The 17,567-nt window shown below is 42.0% G+C and carries 15 protein-coding genes; 9 read left to right on the top strand and 6 right to left on the bottom strand.

Annotation, left to right across the window (positions count from 1 at the left end; all coding sequences use genetic code 11):
• Positions 1-9: 9 nt before the first annotated feature.
• From lpxA to miaA, 3 genes are all read left to right on the top strand, one after another.
• Positions 10-777: an acyl-ACP--UDP-N-acetylglucosamine O-acyltransferase gene (gene lpxA / locus H8796_RS11745; RefSeq protein ID WP_004324969.1), complete on the top strand. Its 768-nt coding sequence runs from the start codon at positions 10-12 to the stop codon at positions 775-777.
• Positions 778-798: 21 nt separating this feature from the next.
• Positions 799-1,353, top strand: a complete 555-nt coding sequence (locus H8796_RS11740; protein WP_009000505.1) for a hypothetical protein — start codon at positions 799-801, stop codon at positions 1,351-1,353.
• 115 nt (positions 1,354-1,468) lie between these two features.
• Positions 1,469-2,371, top strand: coding sequence for a tRNA (adenosine(37)-N6)-dimethylallyltransferase MiaA (miaA, locus tag H8796_RS11735; RefSeq protein WP_004304526.1), 903 nt, complete (start codon positions 1,469-1,471; stop codon positions 2,369-2,371).
• 6 nt (positions 2,372-2,377) lie between these two features.
• Here the strand turns inward: miaA and H8796_RS11730 are convergent, their stop codons facing one another.
• From H8796_RS11730 to H8796_RS11720, 3 genes are all read right to left on the bottom strand, one after another.
• Positions 2,378-4,483, bottom strand: a complete 2,106-nt coding sequence (locus H8796_RS11730) for a M56 family metallopeptidase (protein ID WP_117936859.1) — start codon at positions 4,481-4,483, stop codon at positions 2,378-2,380.
• A gap of 23 nt (positions 4,484-4,506) precedes the next feature.
• The gene (locus H8796_RS11725; RefSeq protein WP_009000503.1) at positions 4,507-4,875 is read right to left on the bottom strand and encodes a BlaI/MecI/CopY family transcriptional regulator; all 369 of its coding nucleotides are present in this window, start codon (positions 4,873-4,875) and stop codon (positions 4,507-4,509) included.
• Between the two features lie 139 nt (positions 4,876-5,014).
• The gene (locus tag H8796_RS11720) at positions 5,015-5,317 is read right to left on the bottom strand and encodes a hypothetical protein (protein WP_004304524.1); all 303 of its coding nucleotides are present in this window, start codon (positions 5,315-5,317) and stop codon (positions 5,015-5,017) included.
• Between the two features lie 154 nt (positions 5,318-5,471).
• Between H8796_RS11720 and H8796_RS11715 the strand changes: the two genes are divergently transcribed.
• The 3 genes from H8796_RS11715 to H8796_RS11705 all read left to right on the top strand — a co-directional run bounded on the left by H8796_RS11715 (position 5,472) and on the right by H8796_RS11705 (position 9,712).
• Positions 5,472-7,682 (top strand): S9 family peptidase, encoded by a 2,211-nt coding sequence (locus tag H8796_RS11715; protein WP_008645487.1) that lies wholly within the window; start codon positions 5,472-5,474, stop codon positions 7,680-7,682.
• Positions 7,682-8,530 (top strand): lipoyl synthase, encoded by an 849-nt coding sequence (gene lipA, locus H8796_RS11710; protein ID WP_117936861.1) that lies wholly within the window; start codon positions 7,682-7,684, stop codon positions 8,528-8,530. Before H8796_RS11715 ends, lipA begins: the two co-directional genes overlap by 1 nt.
• A gap of 63 nt (positions 8,531-8,593) precedes the next feature.
• Positions 8,594-9,712, top strand: coding sequence for a hypothetical protein (locus tag H8796_RS11705; protein ID WP_117936863.1), 1,119 nt, complete (start codon positions 8,594-8,596; stop codon positions 9,710-9,712).
• Here the strand turns inward: H8796_RS11705 and H8796_RS11700 are convergent.
• The 3 genes from H8796_RS11700 to H8796_RS11690 all read right to left on the bottom strand — a co-directional run bounded on the left by H8796_RS11700 (position 9,678) and on the right by H8796_RS11690 (position 12,345).
• On the bottom strand, positions 9,678-10,382 hold the full coding sequence (locus H8796_RS11700) for an SAM-dependent methyltransferase (protein ID WP_008645497.1): 705 nt from the start codon (positions 10,380-10,382) through the stop codon (positions 9,678-9,680). The genes H8796_RS11705 and H8796_RS11700 overlap by 35 nt on opposite strands.
• A gap of 91 nt (positions 10,383-10,473) precedes the next feature.
• A complete protein-coding gene (locus H8796_RS11695) occupies positions 10,474-11,481 on the bottom strand; it encodes a hypothetical protein (protein ID WP_008020785.1) in 1,008 nt (335 codons plus the stop codon).
• A 6-nt stretch (positions 11,482-11,487) separates the two neighbouring features.
• On the bottom strand, positions 11,488-12,345 hold the full coding sequence (locus tag H8796_RS11690; RefSeq protein ID WP_004301687.1) for an enoyl-ACP reductase: 858 nt from the start codon (positions 12,343-12,345) through the stop codon (positions 11,488-11,490).
• Between the two features lie 352 nt (positions 12,346-12,697).
• Between H8796_RS11690 and H8796_RS11685 the strand changes: the two genes are divergently transcribed.
• From H8796_RS11685 to H8796_RS11675, 3 genes are all read left to right on the top strand, one after another.
• Positions 12,698-14,317 carry a glycoside hydrolase family 28 protein gene (locus H8796_RS11685; RefSeq protein ID WP_032848485.1) on the top strand — a complete coding sequence of 540 codons (1,620 nt, stop codon included), beginning with the start codon at positions 12,698-12,700 and terminating at the stop codon, positions 14,315-14,317.
• A gap of 164 nt (positions 14,318-14,481) precedes the next feature.
• The gene (locus H8796_RS11680; RefSeq protein ID WP_117936865.1) at positions 14,482-15,708 is read left to right on the top strand and encodes a DUF4861 domain-containing protein; all 1,227 of its coding nucleotides are present in this window, start codon (positions 14,482-14,484) and stop codon (positions 15,706-15,708) included.
• 147 nt (positions 15,709-15,855) lie between these two features.
• Positions 15,856-17,532: a glycoside hydrolase 43 family protein gene (locus H8796_RS11675; protein ID WP_117936867.1), complete on the top strand. Its 1,677-nt coding sequence runs from the start codon at positions 15,856-15,858 to the stop codon at positions 17,530-17,532.
• The last annotated feature ends 35 nt before the right edge of the window (positions 17,533-17,567 follow it).

The following is a 17,567-nucleotide window of genomic DNA, read 5'->3' as shown; positions in this document are numbered from 1 at the left end:
ATTAAAAGCATGATAAGTCCTTTAGCGTATATTCATCCCGAAGCTAAAATTGGGGAAAATGTAGAAATTGCGCCTTTTGTATTTATAGATAAGAACGTAGTTATCGGCGACAACAATAAAATTATGGCTAACGCCAATATTTTATATGGTTCACGTATTGGTAACGGAAACACTATTTTTCCGGGTGCCGTAATCGGAGCCATTCCGCAGGACCTTAAGTTTCGCGGTGAGGAATCAACAGCCGAAATCGGGGATAATAATCTGATTCGTGAAAATGTAACAATCAACCGTGGTACAGCAGCTAAAGGGCGCACGATTGTAGGAAATAACAATTTACTGATGGAGGGTGTACACGTAGCACACGACGCATTGGTTGGTAACGGATGTATCATCGGTAACTCTACCAAGATGGCAGGTGAAATCATTATTGATGATAATGCGATTGTCAGCGCTAATGTATTGATGCACCAATTCTGTCATGTAGGGAGTCATGTAATGATTCAGGGCGGATGCCGCTTCAGTAAAGATATTCCTCCTTACATCATCGCAGGACGCGAACCGATTGCTTTTAGTGGAATCAACATCATCGGCCTGCGCCGTCGTGGTTTTGCCAATGAAGTGATCGAAAGTATTCACAATGCATATCGTATCATTTATCAAAGTGGTTTGAACACGACAGAAGCATTGAAAAAAATAGAAGATGAATTTGAAAAAAGTCCGGAAATTGACTATATTATCGATTTCATCCGTAATTCAGAACGTGGTATCATTAAATAAACAGTTCAAAATAGTCATATTATGATATACAGATTTACTATCATATCTGATGAAGTTGACGATTTTGTCAGAGAAATACAAATTGATCCGGAAGCTACTTTTTATGACTTCCATGAAGCAATACTGAAATCAGTAGGGTACAAAAACGACCAGATGACTTCTTTCTTTATCTGCGATGACGATTGGGAAAAAGGAAAAGAAGTAACCTTGGAAGAAATGGACGACAATCCGGAAATGGATAGCTGGGTAATGAAAGACACTACTATCAGTGAACTGGTGGAAGATGAAAAACAGAAACTACTATATGTATTCGATTACATAACAGAACGTTGTTTCTTCATCGAACTATCCGAAATTATCACCGGAAAAGATATGGATGGCGCCAAATGTACCAAGAAATCAGGAGACGCTCCTAAACAAACGGTAGATTTTGAAGAAATGGCCGCTGCCAGCGGTTCTCTTGATCTGGATGAAAACTTTTATGGAGACCAAGATTTCGACATGGAAGACTTCGATCAGGAAGGATTCGACATAGGTGGCGACGCAAGTACTCCATACGAAGAAGAAAAATTCTAAATATTAAGTACTAGGTATTAGGTATTAATTGCTATGCAGCGCCAGGCAGTTAATACCTAATATTTTTTAGTTCCGCACACATCTTAATACTCAATACTTAATACTTAAAAGCCCAATGCCTACTCTCATCGTTCTTATAGGTCCTACAGGTGTAGGGAAAACGGAATTGAGCCTGCGCTTAGCAGAAACTTTTCAGACAAGTATTGTATCTGCCGATTCGAGGCAGCTTTATGCCGAATTAAAAATAGGCACGGCAGCTCCTACTCCCGATCAACTTAAACGTGTCCCTCATCAATTGGTTGGCACACTCCACCTTACAGACTATTACAGCGCCGCCCAATATGAAATAGAAGCGTTGGAAATTCTCGAGAAATTATTTACGCAACACGAGGTCGTGATTCTCACAGGTGGCTCAATGATGTATGTAGATGCTATCTGTAAAGGTATCGACGATATTCCTACCGTTGATGCGGAAACCCGTCAACTCATGCTACAGAAATATGAGGAGGAAGGACTTGAACAACTCTGTGCAGAACTTCGCCTGCTAGATCCGGAATATTATCGGATAGTGGATCTAAAGAATCCCAAACGGGTAATTCATGCATTGGAAATTTGCTATATGACCGGACGCACTTATACCTCTTTTCGCACCCAACAAAAAAAGCAACGTCCTTTCCGCATTCTAAAAATCGGTCTGACTCGCGACCGGGAAGAGTTGTATGACCGTATCAACCGTCGGGTAGATCAGATGATGGAGGAAGGATTACTGGAAGAAGTACGCTCGGTACTTCCCTATCGCCACCTCAATTCGCTCAACACAGTAGGTTATAAAGAACTGTTCAAGTATCTGGATGGAGAATGGGAACTCCCCTTTGCCATAGATAAAATCAAGCAAAACTCCCGCATTTATTCGCGTAAACAGATGACTTGGTTCAAAAGAGATGAAGAAATACAATGGTTCCATCCGGAACAAGAAACGGAGATACTAGCGTACCTCCGTCAACAAATTAATGCATGATTTCTTCTATTTCTTATTCTGACGGGTCTGATATTCCTCATCCGTCAACATTTCTACAATAATTACCCCATTCTTTCCTTTATCGCCATAAACGGCCTGTGCTGATTTATCTTTCAGCACAGAAATACTCTTTATATGGTCCGGTGCGAGCTTGGATAAGGCATCTTTATCCATAGCTTCTTTCCCGTCAATTATGACCAAAGGCTGTTCACCTTTTATCCCATATATAGATACACCATTAACACCCTTAGTTCCGGAACTTACATTTAGCGCACTACCTGAAAGTTCAGGGAACAGTTTAACAACCTCCTGCTCCATCCGTATATTCATCGTAGAAGTTACAGGAGCTTTTACAGGCTTATATCCGATAAACGAGAACCACAGATTGCCGTCTTTTATTGCTTTTAGACTAAAATGTCCATTTATATCCGTTATCGTGCCATGATTTGTATTAGGTACAATAATACTTACCCCAGCTTTTGGACGTCCCTCTTCGTCAACAACAGTTCCACTGACAGGGAAATCAGGTATAGCATCCGCATTAGTTGCTTTCTTAGAAAAACTGATTTCTATATTGTGTTTTTTGTCCTTACTGCCTCTTTGAGTATTCACAAGTATCACCCCGTTTGCCCCACGTTTACCGTACACTTTTATTGAAGCAGAGTCTTTCAACACAGATAGACTTTCGATTGTTGACGGGTCTAACTTTTCCATAGCTTCCATGCTAATCTCCTTGCCATCAGCCAAAATCAGAGGCGGTTTATTCTCTGCAAATCTGAAACTTCCGAATCTTACAGGGATAGTATATTTCACCGGCACAGGTCTGCCACGTTGCTTTCCGGGAATCCAATCCGGCATTTCACTGACAATTCTTTCTGCTTCCCGATTCAATGCCTCCTCATCCGACTGAAGTACATGTACATCCTTTATCTTCCCTGTTTCAGCTACCGTAAAACCAACCATCACTCTGCCACCTGCTTTACCTTTCATAGGAGAACTGGTTATTTTATCCATCAGATACTTTTGCAATGCATTCATACCACCAGGATATTCCGGCATCTGCTCCACAACTTCAAAGACGACAATTTCTTCTTCCGCTTTAGACTTCACTCCAGATACCACTACGGCATCATCTTTTGATACTTTCACTGTATCTTGCAGTACCTTTTCTTGCACAATTTCCGCCAAATCATTAACTTTGACAGCAGAAATCTCTTCCATTTTTTCAGAGATTTCAGGACGGGCAAAAGCAGTTACTGCAATAGCTGCCAACGGAAGTACATACAAATACTTCAACCGTGCCCACGGATTCGATTTTTCTTTTAACATCATAGTGATACGTTTTTTAAGTTTACTGTGATTAAAGCTGTTGGCCATAGAGTAGAGCCTTGTGCCAACAGCTTTTTTTATTAATAATAGTTGATATTCCTTCGCGTTTACACCCTCATTGATTACAGTCTCATCCGCTTCGTACTCATGAATATTCTGCAACTCCTGTTTCAACAACCATGCACCGGGATTGAACCATTGGAAAAAGATACAAATATCCGCCAATAACAAGTCAATAGAATGGCGGTGATGAATATGAGCCATTTCATGTATGAGAATTTCCCGCCCATTCTCTTCCAGATCTTTTTGACTAATCACAATATACTTCATCCAACTGAACGGAGCTATCTCATGATGGTGTACCACAAGCGTAACCCCTTTCTCCAACTTCTCCTGTTTACCGGAATGTATCAACCGGAAAAGACTAATCAACGAATAAATACTCCGACAGGCAAGAAATAGAATACCTGCCAAATAGACCAGCAAAACAATCTGTATCCAGGACGCCACCGTTTCCTGCACTGCACCGGCTTCAACAGGAGTAGCTTCCAACTCTGCCATCAGTAGCAACTGCTCGATGGAAAGCATAGCCTGTTGCACCTCAACCTGATGCCGGGTAGTTACTTCGATACAAGGAATGAGTAATGAAAAGAACAATACTCCCAATAAAGCCATTCGATTGAAACGATGAAAAGTTTCCTTGCTAAGTAATAACCTGAAAAACAGGTAAAACAAAACAAGACAAACTGACGATTTTAATATATAGATGAAGAAAACTCCCATAGCATAGATTTTCGTTAAAAAGATTAGTGTTTCTTATCAGCCTGTTCCACTTCGTGAATGAGTTGTTTCAATTCATCCAGCGAAATATCTTCCTCCTTAACCAAAGAAGAAACAGCATTCAGATAAGAATTATTAAAATACTTGCTAATCACATTCCGCAACGTTCCTTTACGAAAATCCTCTTCGCTGACTACGGGATAGTATTGATAAGTATTCCCAAAAGTATAGTGAGCTAAAAAGCCTTTTTCTTCCAGCCCACGCACAATCGTAGATAATGTATTAAAATGCGGCTTGGGCTCTTCATAGAAAGCCAACATTTCTTTCACGAACAAGGGGCCTTTTTCCCAGAAAAAGCCCATGATTTCTTCTTCTTTTGCTGTTAATCCTTTCATATCTGCAACTTTGTTTGCTGCAAATAACGAAAAGTTTTAGTTCATAAACTAATTTATCTAGTTAAAGTAAACTAAAAGCTATAGTTAAGAAGAAAATCTTACTATTAAATACCTGTGAAGCAGAATTTCTACTAATCCTTTAGCCCCACAGTTTATTCACAATAAAGTTGCCGATATAAAATAAGTCGCCCATAAAAACAATACTGAATACCAGAAAAGTGAAACAAGTACTCCACCGGGCTCCTCCATCCTCTTCGCCGCGTTTGATACGGAGCAGGGAACTATGCAAACAATCACCTGCTATGAACAGCACAAACAAACTCGGTATCAAGTCACCCCACGATACCAACCACAGATTATCCCCCTTCCCCAACAGGAATGTCAATGCTACGGCCAATAAGAAGACAGAAGCATATTGCAAGTCTTTTCTTTTTGAATTCATAGTGGTAATGTTTAAAGTCCTTTTCACAAAGATATTGAATCTCACCCAATAATCCTTATCAAATCTATATAAAAATCGGTCAGGCTTTGTTGAATCTAAGTTTATTGTTACTTTTGCAAGTACGAATTAAAACCAAAACCGATTATAAAAGCAGATGAAAAAGATCAGCATCACTTTATTACTCTGCCTTCTCTGTCTGACCGGAATGGCACAAGGACAAAAGGCACTCGATTTAAAAGATATCACCTCCGGACGTTTCCGCCCGGAAAATATCCAGGGAGTAATCCCCATGCCTGATGGCGAACACTACACGCAGATGAACGCCGACGGCACGCAAATCATTAAATACTCTTTCAAAACAGGTGAGAAAGTAGAAGTGATTTTCGATGTAAATACTACACGCGAATGTGACTTCAAGAACTTCGACAGTTACCAATTCTCGCCCGACGGTCAGAAATTGCTGATTGCTACTAAAACAACACCTATTTACAGGCATTCATACACAGCTGTACATTACATTTACCCTTTGAAACGAAATGATAAGGGCGTTACGACAAACAACATTATTGAACGGCTGTCTGACGGTGGACCTCAACAGGTCCCCGTCTTTTCTCCGGACGGTACCATGATTGCATTTGTACGCAACAATAACATATTTCTTGTTAAGTTGCTTTACGGCAACAGCGAAAGCCAGGTCACAGAAGATGGCAAACAGAATTCGGTAATCAACGGTATTCCTGACTGGGTGTATGAAGAAGAGTTCGGCTTCGACCGTGCTTTGGAATTCAGCGCCGACAATACGCTGATTGCTTTTATCCGTTTCGACGAGTCGGAAGTTCCCTCCTACTCTTTCCCGGTATTTGCCGGACAAGCACCCCGCATTGATGCTTTAAAAGATTATCCGGGCGAATATACATACAAGTATCCGAAAGCCGGATATCCGAATTCGAAAGTAGAGGTACGCACGTATGACATCAAATCACATGTCACCCGTACAATGAAACTCCCATTGGATGCAGACGGATACATTCCGCGTATACGCTTCACAAAGGATGCCAATAAACTGGCTATCATGACATTGAACCGTCATCAAGACCGTTTTGATCTTTACTTTGCCGATCCTCGTTCCACACTTTGCAAACTTATACTTCGTGATGAGTCTCCTTATTACATAAAGGAGAATATTTTCGATAATATCCAGTTCTATCCGGAATATTTCAGCCTGCTTAGCGAACGTGACGGTTACAGTCACCTCTATTGGTATAGCATGGGAGGTAATCTGATTAAAAAAGTTACTAACGGTAAGTTTGAGGTGAAAGATTTTCTGGGATATGATGAAGAAGACGGTTCTTTCTATTACACCAGCAATGAAGAAAGCCCTCTGCGCAAAGCTGTCTATAAAATAGATAAGAAAGGCAAGAAGCTCAAACTATCCCAACAGGTAGGAACCAATACACCGCTCTTCAGCAAATCAATGAAGTATTACATGAACAAGTTCTCCAACTTGAATACTCCGATGCTGGTTACACTGAATGATAATTCGGGCAAAACACTCAAAACGCTTATTACCAATGACGGATTGAAACAAACATTGTCCGGATATGCTGTGCCACAAAAAGAGTTCTTCACTTTCCAAACCACAGATGGCGTGAAGTTGAACGGCTGGATGATGAAACCGGTTAATTTTTCCGCATCTAAAAAATATCCGGTACTGATGTATCAATATAGCGGTCCGGGCTCTCAACAGGTATTGGATACCTGGGGAATCAGTTGGGAGACATACATGGCAAGCCTCGGTTATATCGTGGTATGCGTGGACGGTCGCGGCACAGGAGGTCGTGGAGAAGCTTTTGAGAAATGCACTTATCTGAAAATCGGAGTCAAAGAAGCCAAAGATCAGGTAGAGACTGCCTTATATCTCGGCAAACAACCATACGTGGATAAAGATCGCATCGGTATCTGGGGCTGGAGCTACGGCGGATACATGACTCTTATGAGTATGAGCGAAGGAACTCCCGTATTCAAAGCAGGAGTAGCAGTGGCTGCACCCACTGACTGGCGTTTCTATGATACGATTTACACCGAACGCTTCATGCGTACTCCGAAAGAGAACGCGGAAGGATATAAGGAATCATCAGCCTTCACCCGCGCTGACAAACTGCATGGAAACTTGTTGTTGGTGCATGGCATGGCAGATGACAATGTGCACTTCCAAAACTGTGCAGAGTATGCCGAACAGTTGGTTCAACTTGGAAAACAATTTGATATGCAAGTGTATACAAACCGCAATCATGGAATATATGGTGGCAATACCCGCCAACATCTATACACACGGTTGACCAACTTTTTCTTGAACAATTTATAATGACGGACAGAGTACGTAAGCCCGAATGGCTGAAAATTAATATCGGTGCCAACGAACGATACACCGAAACCAAACGGATTGTCGACTCCCACTGCTTGCATACTATATGCAGCAGTGGGCGTTGCCCTAATATGGGGGAATGCTGGGGAAAAGGAACTGCCACCTTTATGATCGGTGGTGACATCTGTACGCGCAGTTGCAAATTCTGCAACACACAAACCGGCCGCCCGCACCCGCTAGACATAAACGAACCTACCCATGTAGCAGAATCCATCGCACTGATGAAACTGGATCATGCTGTCATCACATCCGTAGACCGGGATGATCTGCCGGATTTGGGAGCAGCACATTGGGCACGTACCATCCGGGAAATCAAAAGACTGAATCCACAAACAACAATCGAAGTGCTCATTCCTGATTTTCAAGGCAGGATGGAGTTGTTAGATTTGGTAATCGAAGCCCGCCCCGACATTATTTCACACAATATGGAAACCGTACGCCGCATTAGTCCGCTAGTGCGCAGCGCGGCAAATTATGATACAAGTCTGCAAGTTATCAGACACATTTCCGAGAAGGGAGTTAAGTCTAAAAGCGGTATTATGGTCGGACTGGGTGAGACCCCGGAGGAAGTCGAAACATTGATGGATGATCTGTTAGCAACCGGTTGCCAGATTCTTACCATAGGCCAATACCTTCAACCGACTCACCGGCATTATCCCGTTGCGGCATATATCACTCCGCAGCAATTTGCAGAATATAAAACTGTAGGTTTAGAGAAAGGATTCAACATCGTAGAAAGCGCTCCTCTTGTTCGTTCCTCCTACCATGCAGAGAAACATATTCGTTAGTAAACAAAACACATACCCTATTTGTTTTATAGATAGAACCGACAAATAAACATAAATATAGAGATGGCTCATAAAGGAATACTTTCTTCCGCATTTAACATGTCGCTGGGTTTTATCCCCGTTATTATTTCCATTTTATTGTGTGAACTTATAACGCAAGACACGGCTATTTACATCGGTACAGGCATAGGTATTATAGGTATATACCTTTCTTATCGACGTAAAGGATTGTTAATTCCTAATTTTATCCTCTATATAGCGACCGGAGTGTTAGCACTATTATCCGTAGCAGCTCTCATTCCTGGTGATTATGTTCCCCCCGGTGCGCTTCCACTTACGCTGGAAGTCAGTATTCTCATTCCGATGCTAAGTCTTTATATGCATAAGAAAAGGTTTATCAACCACTTCTTAAAACAGATAGGTTCTTGCAACAAACGTTTATATGCGCAGGGAGCAGAAGCAGCCGTTGTATCTGCCCGCATTGCCTTGATTTTCGGAATACTGCATTTTATTATAATCAGCATTACCATCGTTTTCCAAGACCCGTTGAGCAAGACGAGCATATTTGTACTCTATAAAGTGTTACCCCCTGCTGTCTTTCTGATGAGTATCCTGTTCAATCAGATCGCCATCCGTTTCTTCAATCATTTAATGTCACACACGGAATATGTTCCTATTGTAAATACCAAAGGAGACGTGATCGGGAAAACACCTGCAATAGAAGCTGTTAATTACAAAAATGCATACATCAATCCGGTGATAAGAATTGCCATATCCACTCACGGAATGTTATTCCTTTGCGACAGGCCATCAACAGCCATTCTGGATAGAGGGAAAGTAGATATTCCCATGGAATGTTATCTTCGCTACGGAGAATCTCTGGAAGCAGGCGCCACTCGTTTAATCAACAATGCTTTTCCTCATGAAAAAGGTATCAAACCTGAATTCAACATCGTTTATCACTTCGAGAATGAAGTAACCAACCGTCTTATCTATCTATTCATTGTCGATATCAAAGACGATTCCATCCTTTGTACCCCCCGCTTTAAAAACAGTAAGCTGTGGAATTTCAAACAGATAGAGGAAAACTTAGGAAAAGGCTTCTTCAGCAGCTGCTTCGAAGATGAATATGAACACCTGAAAGGCGTTATTTATATAAGAGAAAAATACAGGGAATCTTAGATAAATCGGGCACGTGTCCTTTCCAGTCCTTCACTGTACGCGTCTGTATATATTCTCCTTCACAAGTAATATTGGCAGCGATACAGAGCTTTGTTTGAGGACGGCAATTCAACAAAATATCCTCTACCATTTTATGATTCCGGTAAGGCGTCTCTATAAAAAGTTGCGTTTGATTTTCAGCATACACACGCTGCTCCAGTGCTTTTAGTTTCTTGGCACGTTCTCCCGGTTCAATCGGCAGATAACCGTGAAACGCAAAACTCTGCCCGTTAAAGCCGGAAGCCATCACGGAAAGGATAATGGAAGAAGGTCCGACCAAAGGAACCACTTTCAGCTTTTTACGTTGTGCGATAGCAACCACATCCGCTCCCGGGTCAGCTACTGCCGGACAACCTGCTTCGGAGATAACCCCCATTGAAGCTCCACCCACCAAAGGTTGCAGATAACCGGAAATATCATCAGGAGAAGTATGCTTGTTCAACGGGTAAAATGTCAATGCATCAATATCAATCTCCCGGTCCACCTTTTTCAGGAAACGCCGGGCAGAACGAACATCTTCGACTATAAAATACCGGATACCAGAAATGATCTCCTTATTATAAGAAGGCAATACCTTTTCAATAGACGTATCACCTAACGTCACGGGCAACAAATAGAGGGCAGTTTCCACTTTTAAAATTGAGAATTAAGACTATACTTTAATATTAAAAATCAAATAAGGTTTTGAGCGAAGCTAATTAAAAATTGAAAAATGCAACAGTTTAGGAAGCCAGATAGTTGGATTCACTTAACATCACATGATAATCAGTAAATTCCAGGAGATCTTTCAGTTTCATGTCCTTATGCTTTTTCATATAAGAAGCGATGATTCTTGCTCCCATCCATGTTCCGATCAATGCCGGAGCTTGAGCACCCAACATATCGACAGCAGGAGCAGGCTTCATATAATAGCGGATCACCATCGGGTCTCGTGCATGCAGATGATCGTTGGTACAGATATAATTCCATATCTCCTTTTCATTCTCCTTACACCAGTCGTTTTCCTCCTTGGAATATCCCATCGCTTCGCCGATATCACTATATCCTAATAAGTTCTGCACGACGTAGTTGATTTTTCCGGAGTGCATCATCAAGTCAATCAAACAAGTACCCTCATGATAGTTCATTCCGTAACGGCTCAAAAGATAAAAAGCAAAACAATCCGGCACAATCCGTTCCGGACGCATCGAGCGACATTGATAATCGTAATAGAAACGCTTATAAAGAGGATAATCTTCCCCCATATATTTATCAAGACTGATTCCTAATAAAGAATCCACCAAAATAATAGATTCGTTGAAGGCAGACACTTGCGAATAGATAAACGGCACTTTTGTATCAGGCACTTCCTTCTTCAGTTTCCGGAATCCTTTGTTAAGTCCTTTTTCCACCTCATCCAGATTAGGGTACTTTGCTTCTACATCGCTAAGCAAACGGACTAAAGTTGTATCCGAATAGAATTTCTGCAGACGTTGCGAAATGGTATCATCTTTCACCGTACCGATAGACAATACATCCTCAATCAGGATTTTCGTCGGCATACGGTAGTCCATCGTCAACTTCTGCATAGCAGAAAAGCTGTTGGAGCGAACGTATTCGCTCAACAGCTTATCATATCTTAGAACAGAAATCTCCTCTTCCTTCTGCTCCGTACCCTTTCCCGTGCTTATCCCGCAGGAGGCGAAAAGCATACTAATTAAAATAATAAGAAGAGAGATCCGTAGTTTCATAATCTTTTATCCGTAAATGATGTTACCATTTTCGTCCATATATTCATCGAGTCCTTTCTCATAAGTAGCCATGGCACGAAGACTCATACCTACACTGGAGAATCCACCGTCATGGAATAAGTTCTGCATAGTTACCTTACGGGTAAGATCGGAGAACATCACGATGCAATAATCGGCACATTCGTCAGCCGTAGCATTTCCAAGCGGAGACATACGGTTGGAGAAATCAAACAGTTTATCCATACCCTTCACGCCCGAACCGGCAGTAGTAAATGTAGGAGACTGCGAGATTGTGTTCACACGTACGCTATGTTCGCGTCCGTAGATGTAACCAAAGCTACGTGCAATAGATTCCAGCAATGCCTTGGCATCTGCCATATCATTGTAGCCGTAGAAAGTACGCTGCGCGGCCACGTAGCTCAAAGCAACGATAGAACCGTAATCAGCAATAGCGTTCAATTTCTTGGCCGACTGAATCATTTTATGGAATGAAACAGCTGAAATATCCAATGTCTTATCCAACATTCCATAGTCAAGGTCATCGTAAGTACGTTTTTTGCGCACGTTGGGAGACATACCGATAGAGTGGAGTACAAAATCAATTTGTCCACCCAGTATATCCATGGAGGTCTTGAATACATTTTGCAAATCTTCTACGCTGGTGGCATCTGCCGGAATAACCTGGCAATTTAATTTCTGGGCCAAAGCGTCGACTTCTCCCATACGGATAGCCATCGGAGTATTTGATAATGTAATAGTTGCACCTTCTTCTACGGCACGCTCTGCTACTTTCCAGGCAATAGACTGATCGTTCAAAGCACCGAAGATAATACCTCTTTTTCCTTTCAACAAGTTATAACTCATATCTTTTAATAGTTAAATTTTGTGCAAAGATAGGAACTTTCTGCATAAAAACACGAGAAGTGTGCAAATAATAGACAGAAATGACAAAAAATACACGTATTCTATCAATTAGTCCACATCGCCTTAGGCTTTCCCACCTATCTTTGCAATCGATAATTAAGAGGTTTTTTCATAATATTTATTTAAGGTTAGAATTAGGTTAACATGAATTCGTCTTATTCCTCTCCTGCAGGCTGCCTGCGACAGATCGCCTGCGGAAGGACATAAGAATTATGAAATCATCCTTATTAATCATCAACCAACTACCAAGAAAAACAATAGATGTATAACCCTATAGAAATTAAGTTACTAAATGAACACATTGACAAAAAGACTCTTCTGGATGGCCGTATGCTGTTTACCGTTTATCTCATCGGGATGTAAACAAAGCGAAACTGCTGTAAAAGAAAGCTCAATCAGTGACGCTCTTTACCAGAATTTACCTTTTGAAATGCCGAAAGTACAGCAACCGGTTTTCCCTGCTTACGAAGTAAACATTGAGAAATTCGGAGCCAAAGGAGACGGTCTGTTCCTGAATACCAAAGCTATCAACGATGCTATTAAAGACGTGAATCAACGCGGAGGGGGTAAAGTGATTATCCCGGAAGGTGTCTGGTTGACTGGTCCGATCGAGCTGTTGAGCAATGTAAATCTATATACGGAACAAAATGCGCTCGTACTTTTTACTGGTGATTTTGAAGCATATCCTATCATTGCCACTTCTTTCGAAGGACTCGAGACTCGTCGTTGCCAATCGCCGATTTCAGCACGCAATGCAGAAAATATAGCTATCACCGGACATGGTACATTTGACGGAAACGGTGACTGCTGGCGTCCGGTAAAAAAAGGAAAGCTGACTGCTTCACAATGGAAAAAGCTGGTAAACTCGGGAGGTGTTCTCGACGAGAAACAAGAGATATGGTATCCCACTGCCGGCTCACTGAAAGGTGCAATGGCTTGCAAAGACTTCAATGTCCCCGAAGGTATCAACACAGATGAAGAATGGGCAGAAATCCGTCCGTGGTTGCGTCCGGTGTTGTTAAGCATCGTCAAAAGCAAGAAGGTGCTGTTGGAAGGAGTTACTTTCAAAAACTCACCAAGCTGGTGTCTGCACCCCTTGTCTTGCGAAGATTTCACAGTAAATAATATCATGGTCATCAACCCCTGGTATTCTCAAAACGGTGATGCTATCGACTTGGAATCTTGTAAAAACGCTCTGATTATCAATAGTGTGTTTGATGCGGGAGATGATGCCATCTGTATCAAATCCGGTAAAGACGAAGATGGACGCCGTCGTGGAGAACCTTGCCAGAACGTTATCGTGAAAAACAATACAGTATTGCACGGACATGGTGGATTCGTGGTAGGTAGTGAAATGTCCGGCGGTGTGAAGAATATCTATGTAGAGGACTGCACATTTATGGGTACAGATGTAGGTTTACGTTTCAAGAGTACCCGCGGACGTGGCGGTGTGGTAGAAAACATCTACATTAACAATATCAATATGATTAATATTCCGAATGAACCCTTATTGTTCGACTTGTTCTACGGTGGAAAAGGTGCCGGTGAAGAATCGGAAGAAGATCTGTTGAGCCGTATGAAAACTGCCATTCCTCCGGTGACAGAAGAAACACCTGCTTTCCGCAATATTCATATTTCCAATATTGTTTGCAGAGGTTCGGGACGTGCTATGTTCTTCAACGGACTGCCGGAAATGCCCATCAGCAATATTACCGTTAAAAACGTTGTGATGACGGAAGCTGCGGATGGAGTTGTTATCAGTCAGGTAGACGGAGTTACTTTGGAAAATATTTATGTAGAATCTTCTAAAGGCAACAATATATTAAACGTTAAGAATGCCAAGAATCTGACTATAGACGGAAAGGTATATGAGGAATTAGGTGCAAAAGAGGAGATTTTAAGTCTCAAATAAAAACTCATTGCCATTCTGTGATGCAAAATAGAAACCACAATATCATTATATAGAGTAAAAAGCTCAAATAGCAGACTATAATCTCCTCAAAAGAGACACAGTCTGCTATTTTTTCTGCTATTTTTGCAAGGAGAAATACGACGTATAATTTCAGCCTTAGAAACATGAAGAAGAATCTTTTTATTATTACTTTCTTTTTAGGAGCTTTCAGCCTGTCTGCCCAAACGCAGAAACAAGAGAAAACCATCACAGTTGAAGTACAAAACAACTGGAATCAGCCCAAAGCGGATGCTCCGGTTGTTATCAATCTACATGAGTTGCACGCTGGTTTCAAAGTAAAATCAGCCGTTGTCATGGAAGGAAGGAAGGAAATTCCTTCGCAGTTGGACGATTTGAACCGGGACCGCAAGATGGACGAACTGGTCTTTGTTGCCGATCTTCCTGCCCATGGTAGAAAAACATTTCAGGTTACACTTTCTTCGGAAAAGAGTACAAAGACTTATCCTGAACGAGTTTATGCCGATATGTTTATTGTAGACAACAAGAAAGGTAAACATCAACGGGTACAGGCTATCACCGTTCCCGGCACTAGCAATATATACAGCATGGTACGTCCTCACGGTCCGGTATTGGAATCGGAACTGGTAGGATACCGCCTTTATTTCAATGAGAAACAGACGCCGGATATTTATGGCAAGTTCAACAAAGGGCTGGAAATCAAAGAATCGCAGTTCTATCCGACGGATGAGCAGTTAGCTAAAGGATTCGGAGATGACGTACTCCGTGTGTTCGACAGTTGCGGACCGGGCGCGTTGAAAGGTTGGGACGGACAGCAAGCTACCCACATCACTCCGGTGGATACCCGCACGGAACGTATCATTTCTTACGGACCGGTACGTGTAATTGCTGAAATTGAAGTGACCGGATGGAAATATCAGGATACAGAACTGAATATGATGACACGCTACACGCTCTATGCAGGACATCGCGATCTTCATATTGAAGCATTCTTTGACGAACCGCTCAATAAAGAAGTTTTCTGCACAGGTGTACAAGACATTGTAAGTACTTCCCAATCTTTCTCCGATCATAAAGGGCTTGTAGGAAGCTGGGGAACGGACTGGCCTGTAAACGATACAGTGAAATATGCTAAAGAAACTGTAGGGCTGGGCACTTGTATTCCCCAACGTTATGTAAAATCGGAAGAAAAGGATAAAGCCAACTTCCTTTATACAATTACCGCCCCGGGAAATAAATATTTCCAGTATCATACGACTTTTACTTCGATGAAAGAAACTTTCGGATATAAAACACCGGAAGCATGGTTTGCCTATCTCCGTGAATGGAAAGAAGAGTTGGCTCACCCGGTAACTGTAAAGGTGATAAGGTAGATACATATACAACTAAACAAAAATTACGAGGTTTCTACCAATTTTTCTATGACTCTGCACAAATATTCCTCCTTGTGCAGAGTCTTTTTTTCTACCTTTGTCACCAGATAAAACCAGCAAATCACTTATATAAATATAATCTATAACATGAAACGATTGACACAGACTTTAGCTTTTTGCCTATTAACGGTCTTCACCGCAGTAGCACAAAAAAACTATGTATCTGAGGTATGGGTTTCCGACCTCGGAAACGGTAAATACAAAAATCCGGTACTTTATGCCGATTACTCCGATCCTGACGCTTGCCGCGTAGGAGATGATTTCTATATGACTTCATCCAGTTTCAACTGTTTACCCGGATTACAAATCCTACATTCCAAGGACTTGGTGAACTGGACGATTATCGGTGCCGCCGTCCCCAATGCCCTCTCTCCCATTGAAACTCCGGAACGGCCGGAACATGGCAACCGTGTCTGGGCTCCAGCCATTCGCCATCACAACGGAGAGTTCTATATCTTTTGGGGGGATCCTGACCAGGGAGCTTTTATGGTGAAAGCCAAAGACCCGAAAGGTCCGTGGAGCGAACCAGTCTTGGTGAAACCGGGAAAAGGAATTATTGACACCTGCCCGTTTTGGGATGAAGACGGGAAAGTGTATATGGTACATGCATACGCAGGAAGTCGTGCCGGGCTGAAAAGTGTAATCACCATCTGCGAACTAAATGCAGAAGCAACAAAAGCCATCACTCCTTCACGCATAATCTTCGATGGTCATGAAGCACATCAGACTTGCGAAGGTCCTAAAATGTATAAGAGAAATGACTATTATTATATCTTCCATCCGGCCGGTGGCGTACCAACAGGCTGGCAGGTTGTACTACGTTCTAAAAACATCTATGGTCCCTACGAATGGAAAACCGTACTTGCGCAAGGTAACTCTCCTGTCAACGGTCCTCATCAGGGTGCATGGATAGATACTCCTACCGGAGAAGATTGGTTCCTTCACTTTCAGGATGTGGGTGCTTACGGACGTATCATGCATCTTCAGCCTATGAAATGGATAAACGACTGGCCTGTGATCGGCATAGACAAAGACGGTGACGGCTGTGGCGAACCTGTTCTGACTTATAAAAAGCCGAATGTAGGTAAAACATATCCTATCTGCACTCCGCAGGAAAGTGACGAGTTCGACGGATATACCCTCTCTCCACAATGGCAATGGCATGCCAACATCAATGAAAAATGGGCATACTATGCAGGTGATAAGAGCTATGTAAGATTATACTCCTATCCGGTTTTGAATGACTATAAAAATCTGTGGGATGTAGCCAACCTGCTTCTACAGAAAACGCCTTCTGACAATTTCACTGCAACAATGAAACTTACGTTTACCCCTAATCCTAAAAATAAAGGTGAACGCACCGGACTGGTTGTAATGGGTAGAGATTATGCCGGAATCATTCTGGAAAATACAGATAAAGGTCTGGTCCTGTCTCAAGTTGAATGTAAAAAAGCAGATAAAGGAAAACCGGAACAGGCAAATGCTTCTGTGGATCTTTCTCAAAATACTGTTTATCTGAAAGTTCGTTTCAGCTATGACGGCAAGAAGATCAAAGGCAGCGAAGGCGGACACGATCTCATTGTGATGTGTAACTTCAGCTACAGCCTTGACGGAAAGAAATATCAGCCACTAGGCAATCCTTTCCAGGCAAGAGAAGGACAATGGATTGGCACAAAGGTCGGAATGTTCTGCACACGACCGGCTATCGTCACTAACGACGGAGGATGGGCAGATGTAGACTGGTTCCGGATTACTAAGAAGTAATCAATGTTTATATAATGATAAAGAAGATTGTCCCA

The organism is Bacteroides sp. M10, from assembly GCF_014334015.1.
In the GTDB taxonomy this organism is placed as follows: Bacteria; Bacteroidota; Bacteroidia; order Bacteroidales; family Bacteroidaceae; genus Bacteroides; species Bacteroides intestinigallinarum.
This window is presented reverse-complemented; position numbering and strand designations above follow the sequence as displayed.

What these genes read in the sequence shown, in the direction of transcription:
- H8796_RS11715 (WP_008645487.1), top strand. Translation starts at nt 5,472, where the DNA reads ATGAAAAAGATCAGCATCACTTTATTACTCTGCCTTCTCTGTCTGACC.
- H8796_RS11720 (WP_004304524.1), bottom strand. Translation starts at nt 5,317, where the DNA reads ATGAATTCAAAAAGAAAAGACTTGCAATATGCTTCTGTCTTCTTATTG.
- H8796_RS11725 (WP_009000503.1), bottom strand. Translation starts at nt 4,875, where the DNA reads ATGAAAGGATTAACAGCAAAAGAAGAAGAAATCATGGGCTTTTTCTGG.
- H8796_RS11685 (WP_032848485.1), top strand. Translation starts at nt 12,698, where the DNA reads ATGAACACATTGACAAAAAGACTCTTCTGGATGGCCGTATGCTGTTTA.
- H8796_RS11675 (WP_117936867.1), top strand. Translation starts at nt 15,856, where the DNA reads ATGAAACGATTGACACAGACTTTAGCTTTTTGCCTATTAACGGTCTTC.
- H8796_RS11740 (WP_009000505.1), top strand. Translation starts at nt 799, where the DNA reads ATGATATACAGATTTACTATCATATCTGATGAAGTTGACGATTTTGTC.
- lipA (WP_117936861.1), top strand. Translation starts at nt 7,682, where the DNA reads ATGACGGACAGAGTACGTAAGCCCGAATGGCTGAAAATTAATATCGGT.
- miaA (WP_004304526.1), top strand. Translation starts at nt 1,469, where the DNA reads ATGCCTACTCTCATCGTTCTTATAGGTCCTACAGGTGTAGGGAAAACG.
- H8796_RS11680 (WP_117936865.1), top strand. Translation starts at nt 14,482, where the DNA reads ATGAAGAAGAATCTTTTTATTATTACTTTCTTTTTAGGAGCTTTCAGC.
- lpxA (WP_004324969.1), top strand. Translation starts at nt 10, where the DNA reads ATGATAAGTCCTTTAGCGTATATTCATCCCGAAGCTAAAATTGGGGAA.
- H8796_RS11730 (WP_117936859.1), bottom strand. Translation starts at nt 4,483, where the DNA reads ATGGGAGTTTTCTTCATCTATATATTAAAATCGTCAGTTTGTCTTGTT.
- H8796_RS11695 (WP_008020785.1), bottom strand. Translation starts at nt 11,481, where the DNA reads ATGAAACTACGGATCTCTCTTCTTATTATTTTAATTAGTATGCTTTTC.
- H8796_RS11705 (WP_117936863.1), top strand. Translation starts at nt 8,594, where the DNA reads ATGGCTCATAAAGGAATACTTTCTTCCGCATTTAACATGTCGCTGGGT.
- H8796_RS11690 (WP_004301687.1), bottom strand. Translation starts at nt 12,345, where the DNA reads ATGAGTTATAACTTGTTGAAAGGAAAAAGAGGTATTATCTTCGGTGCT.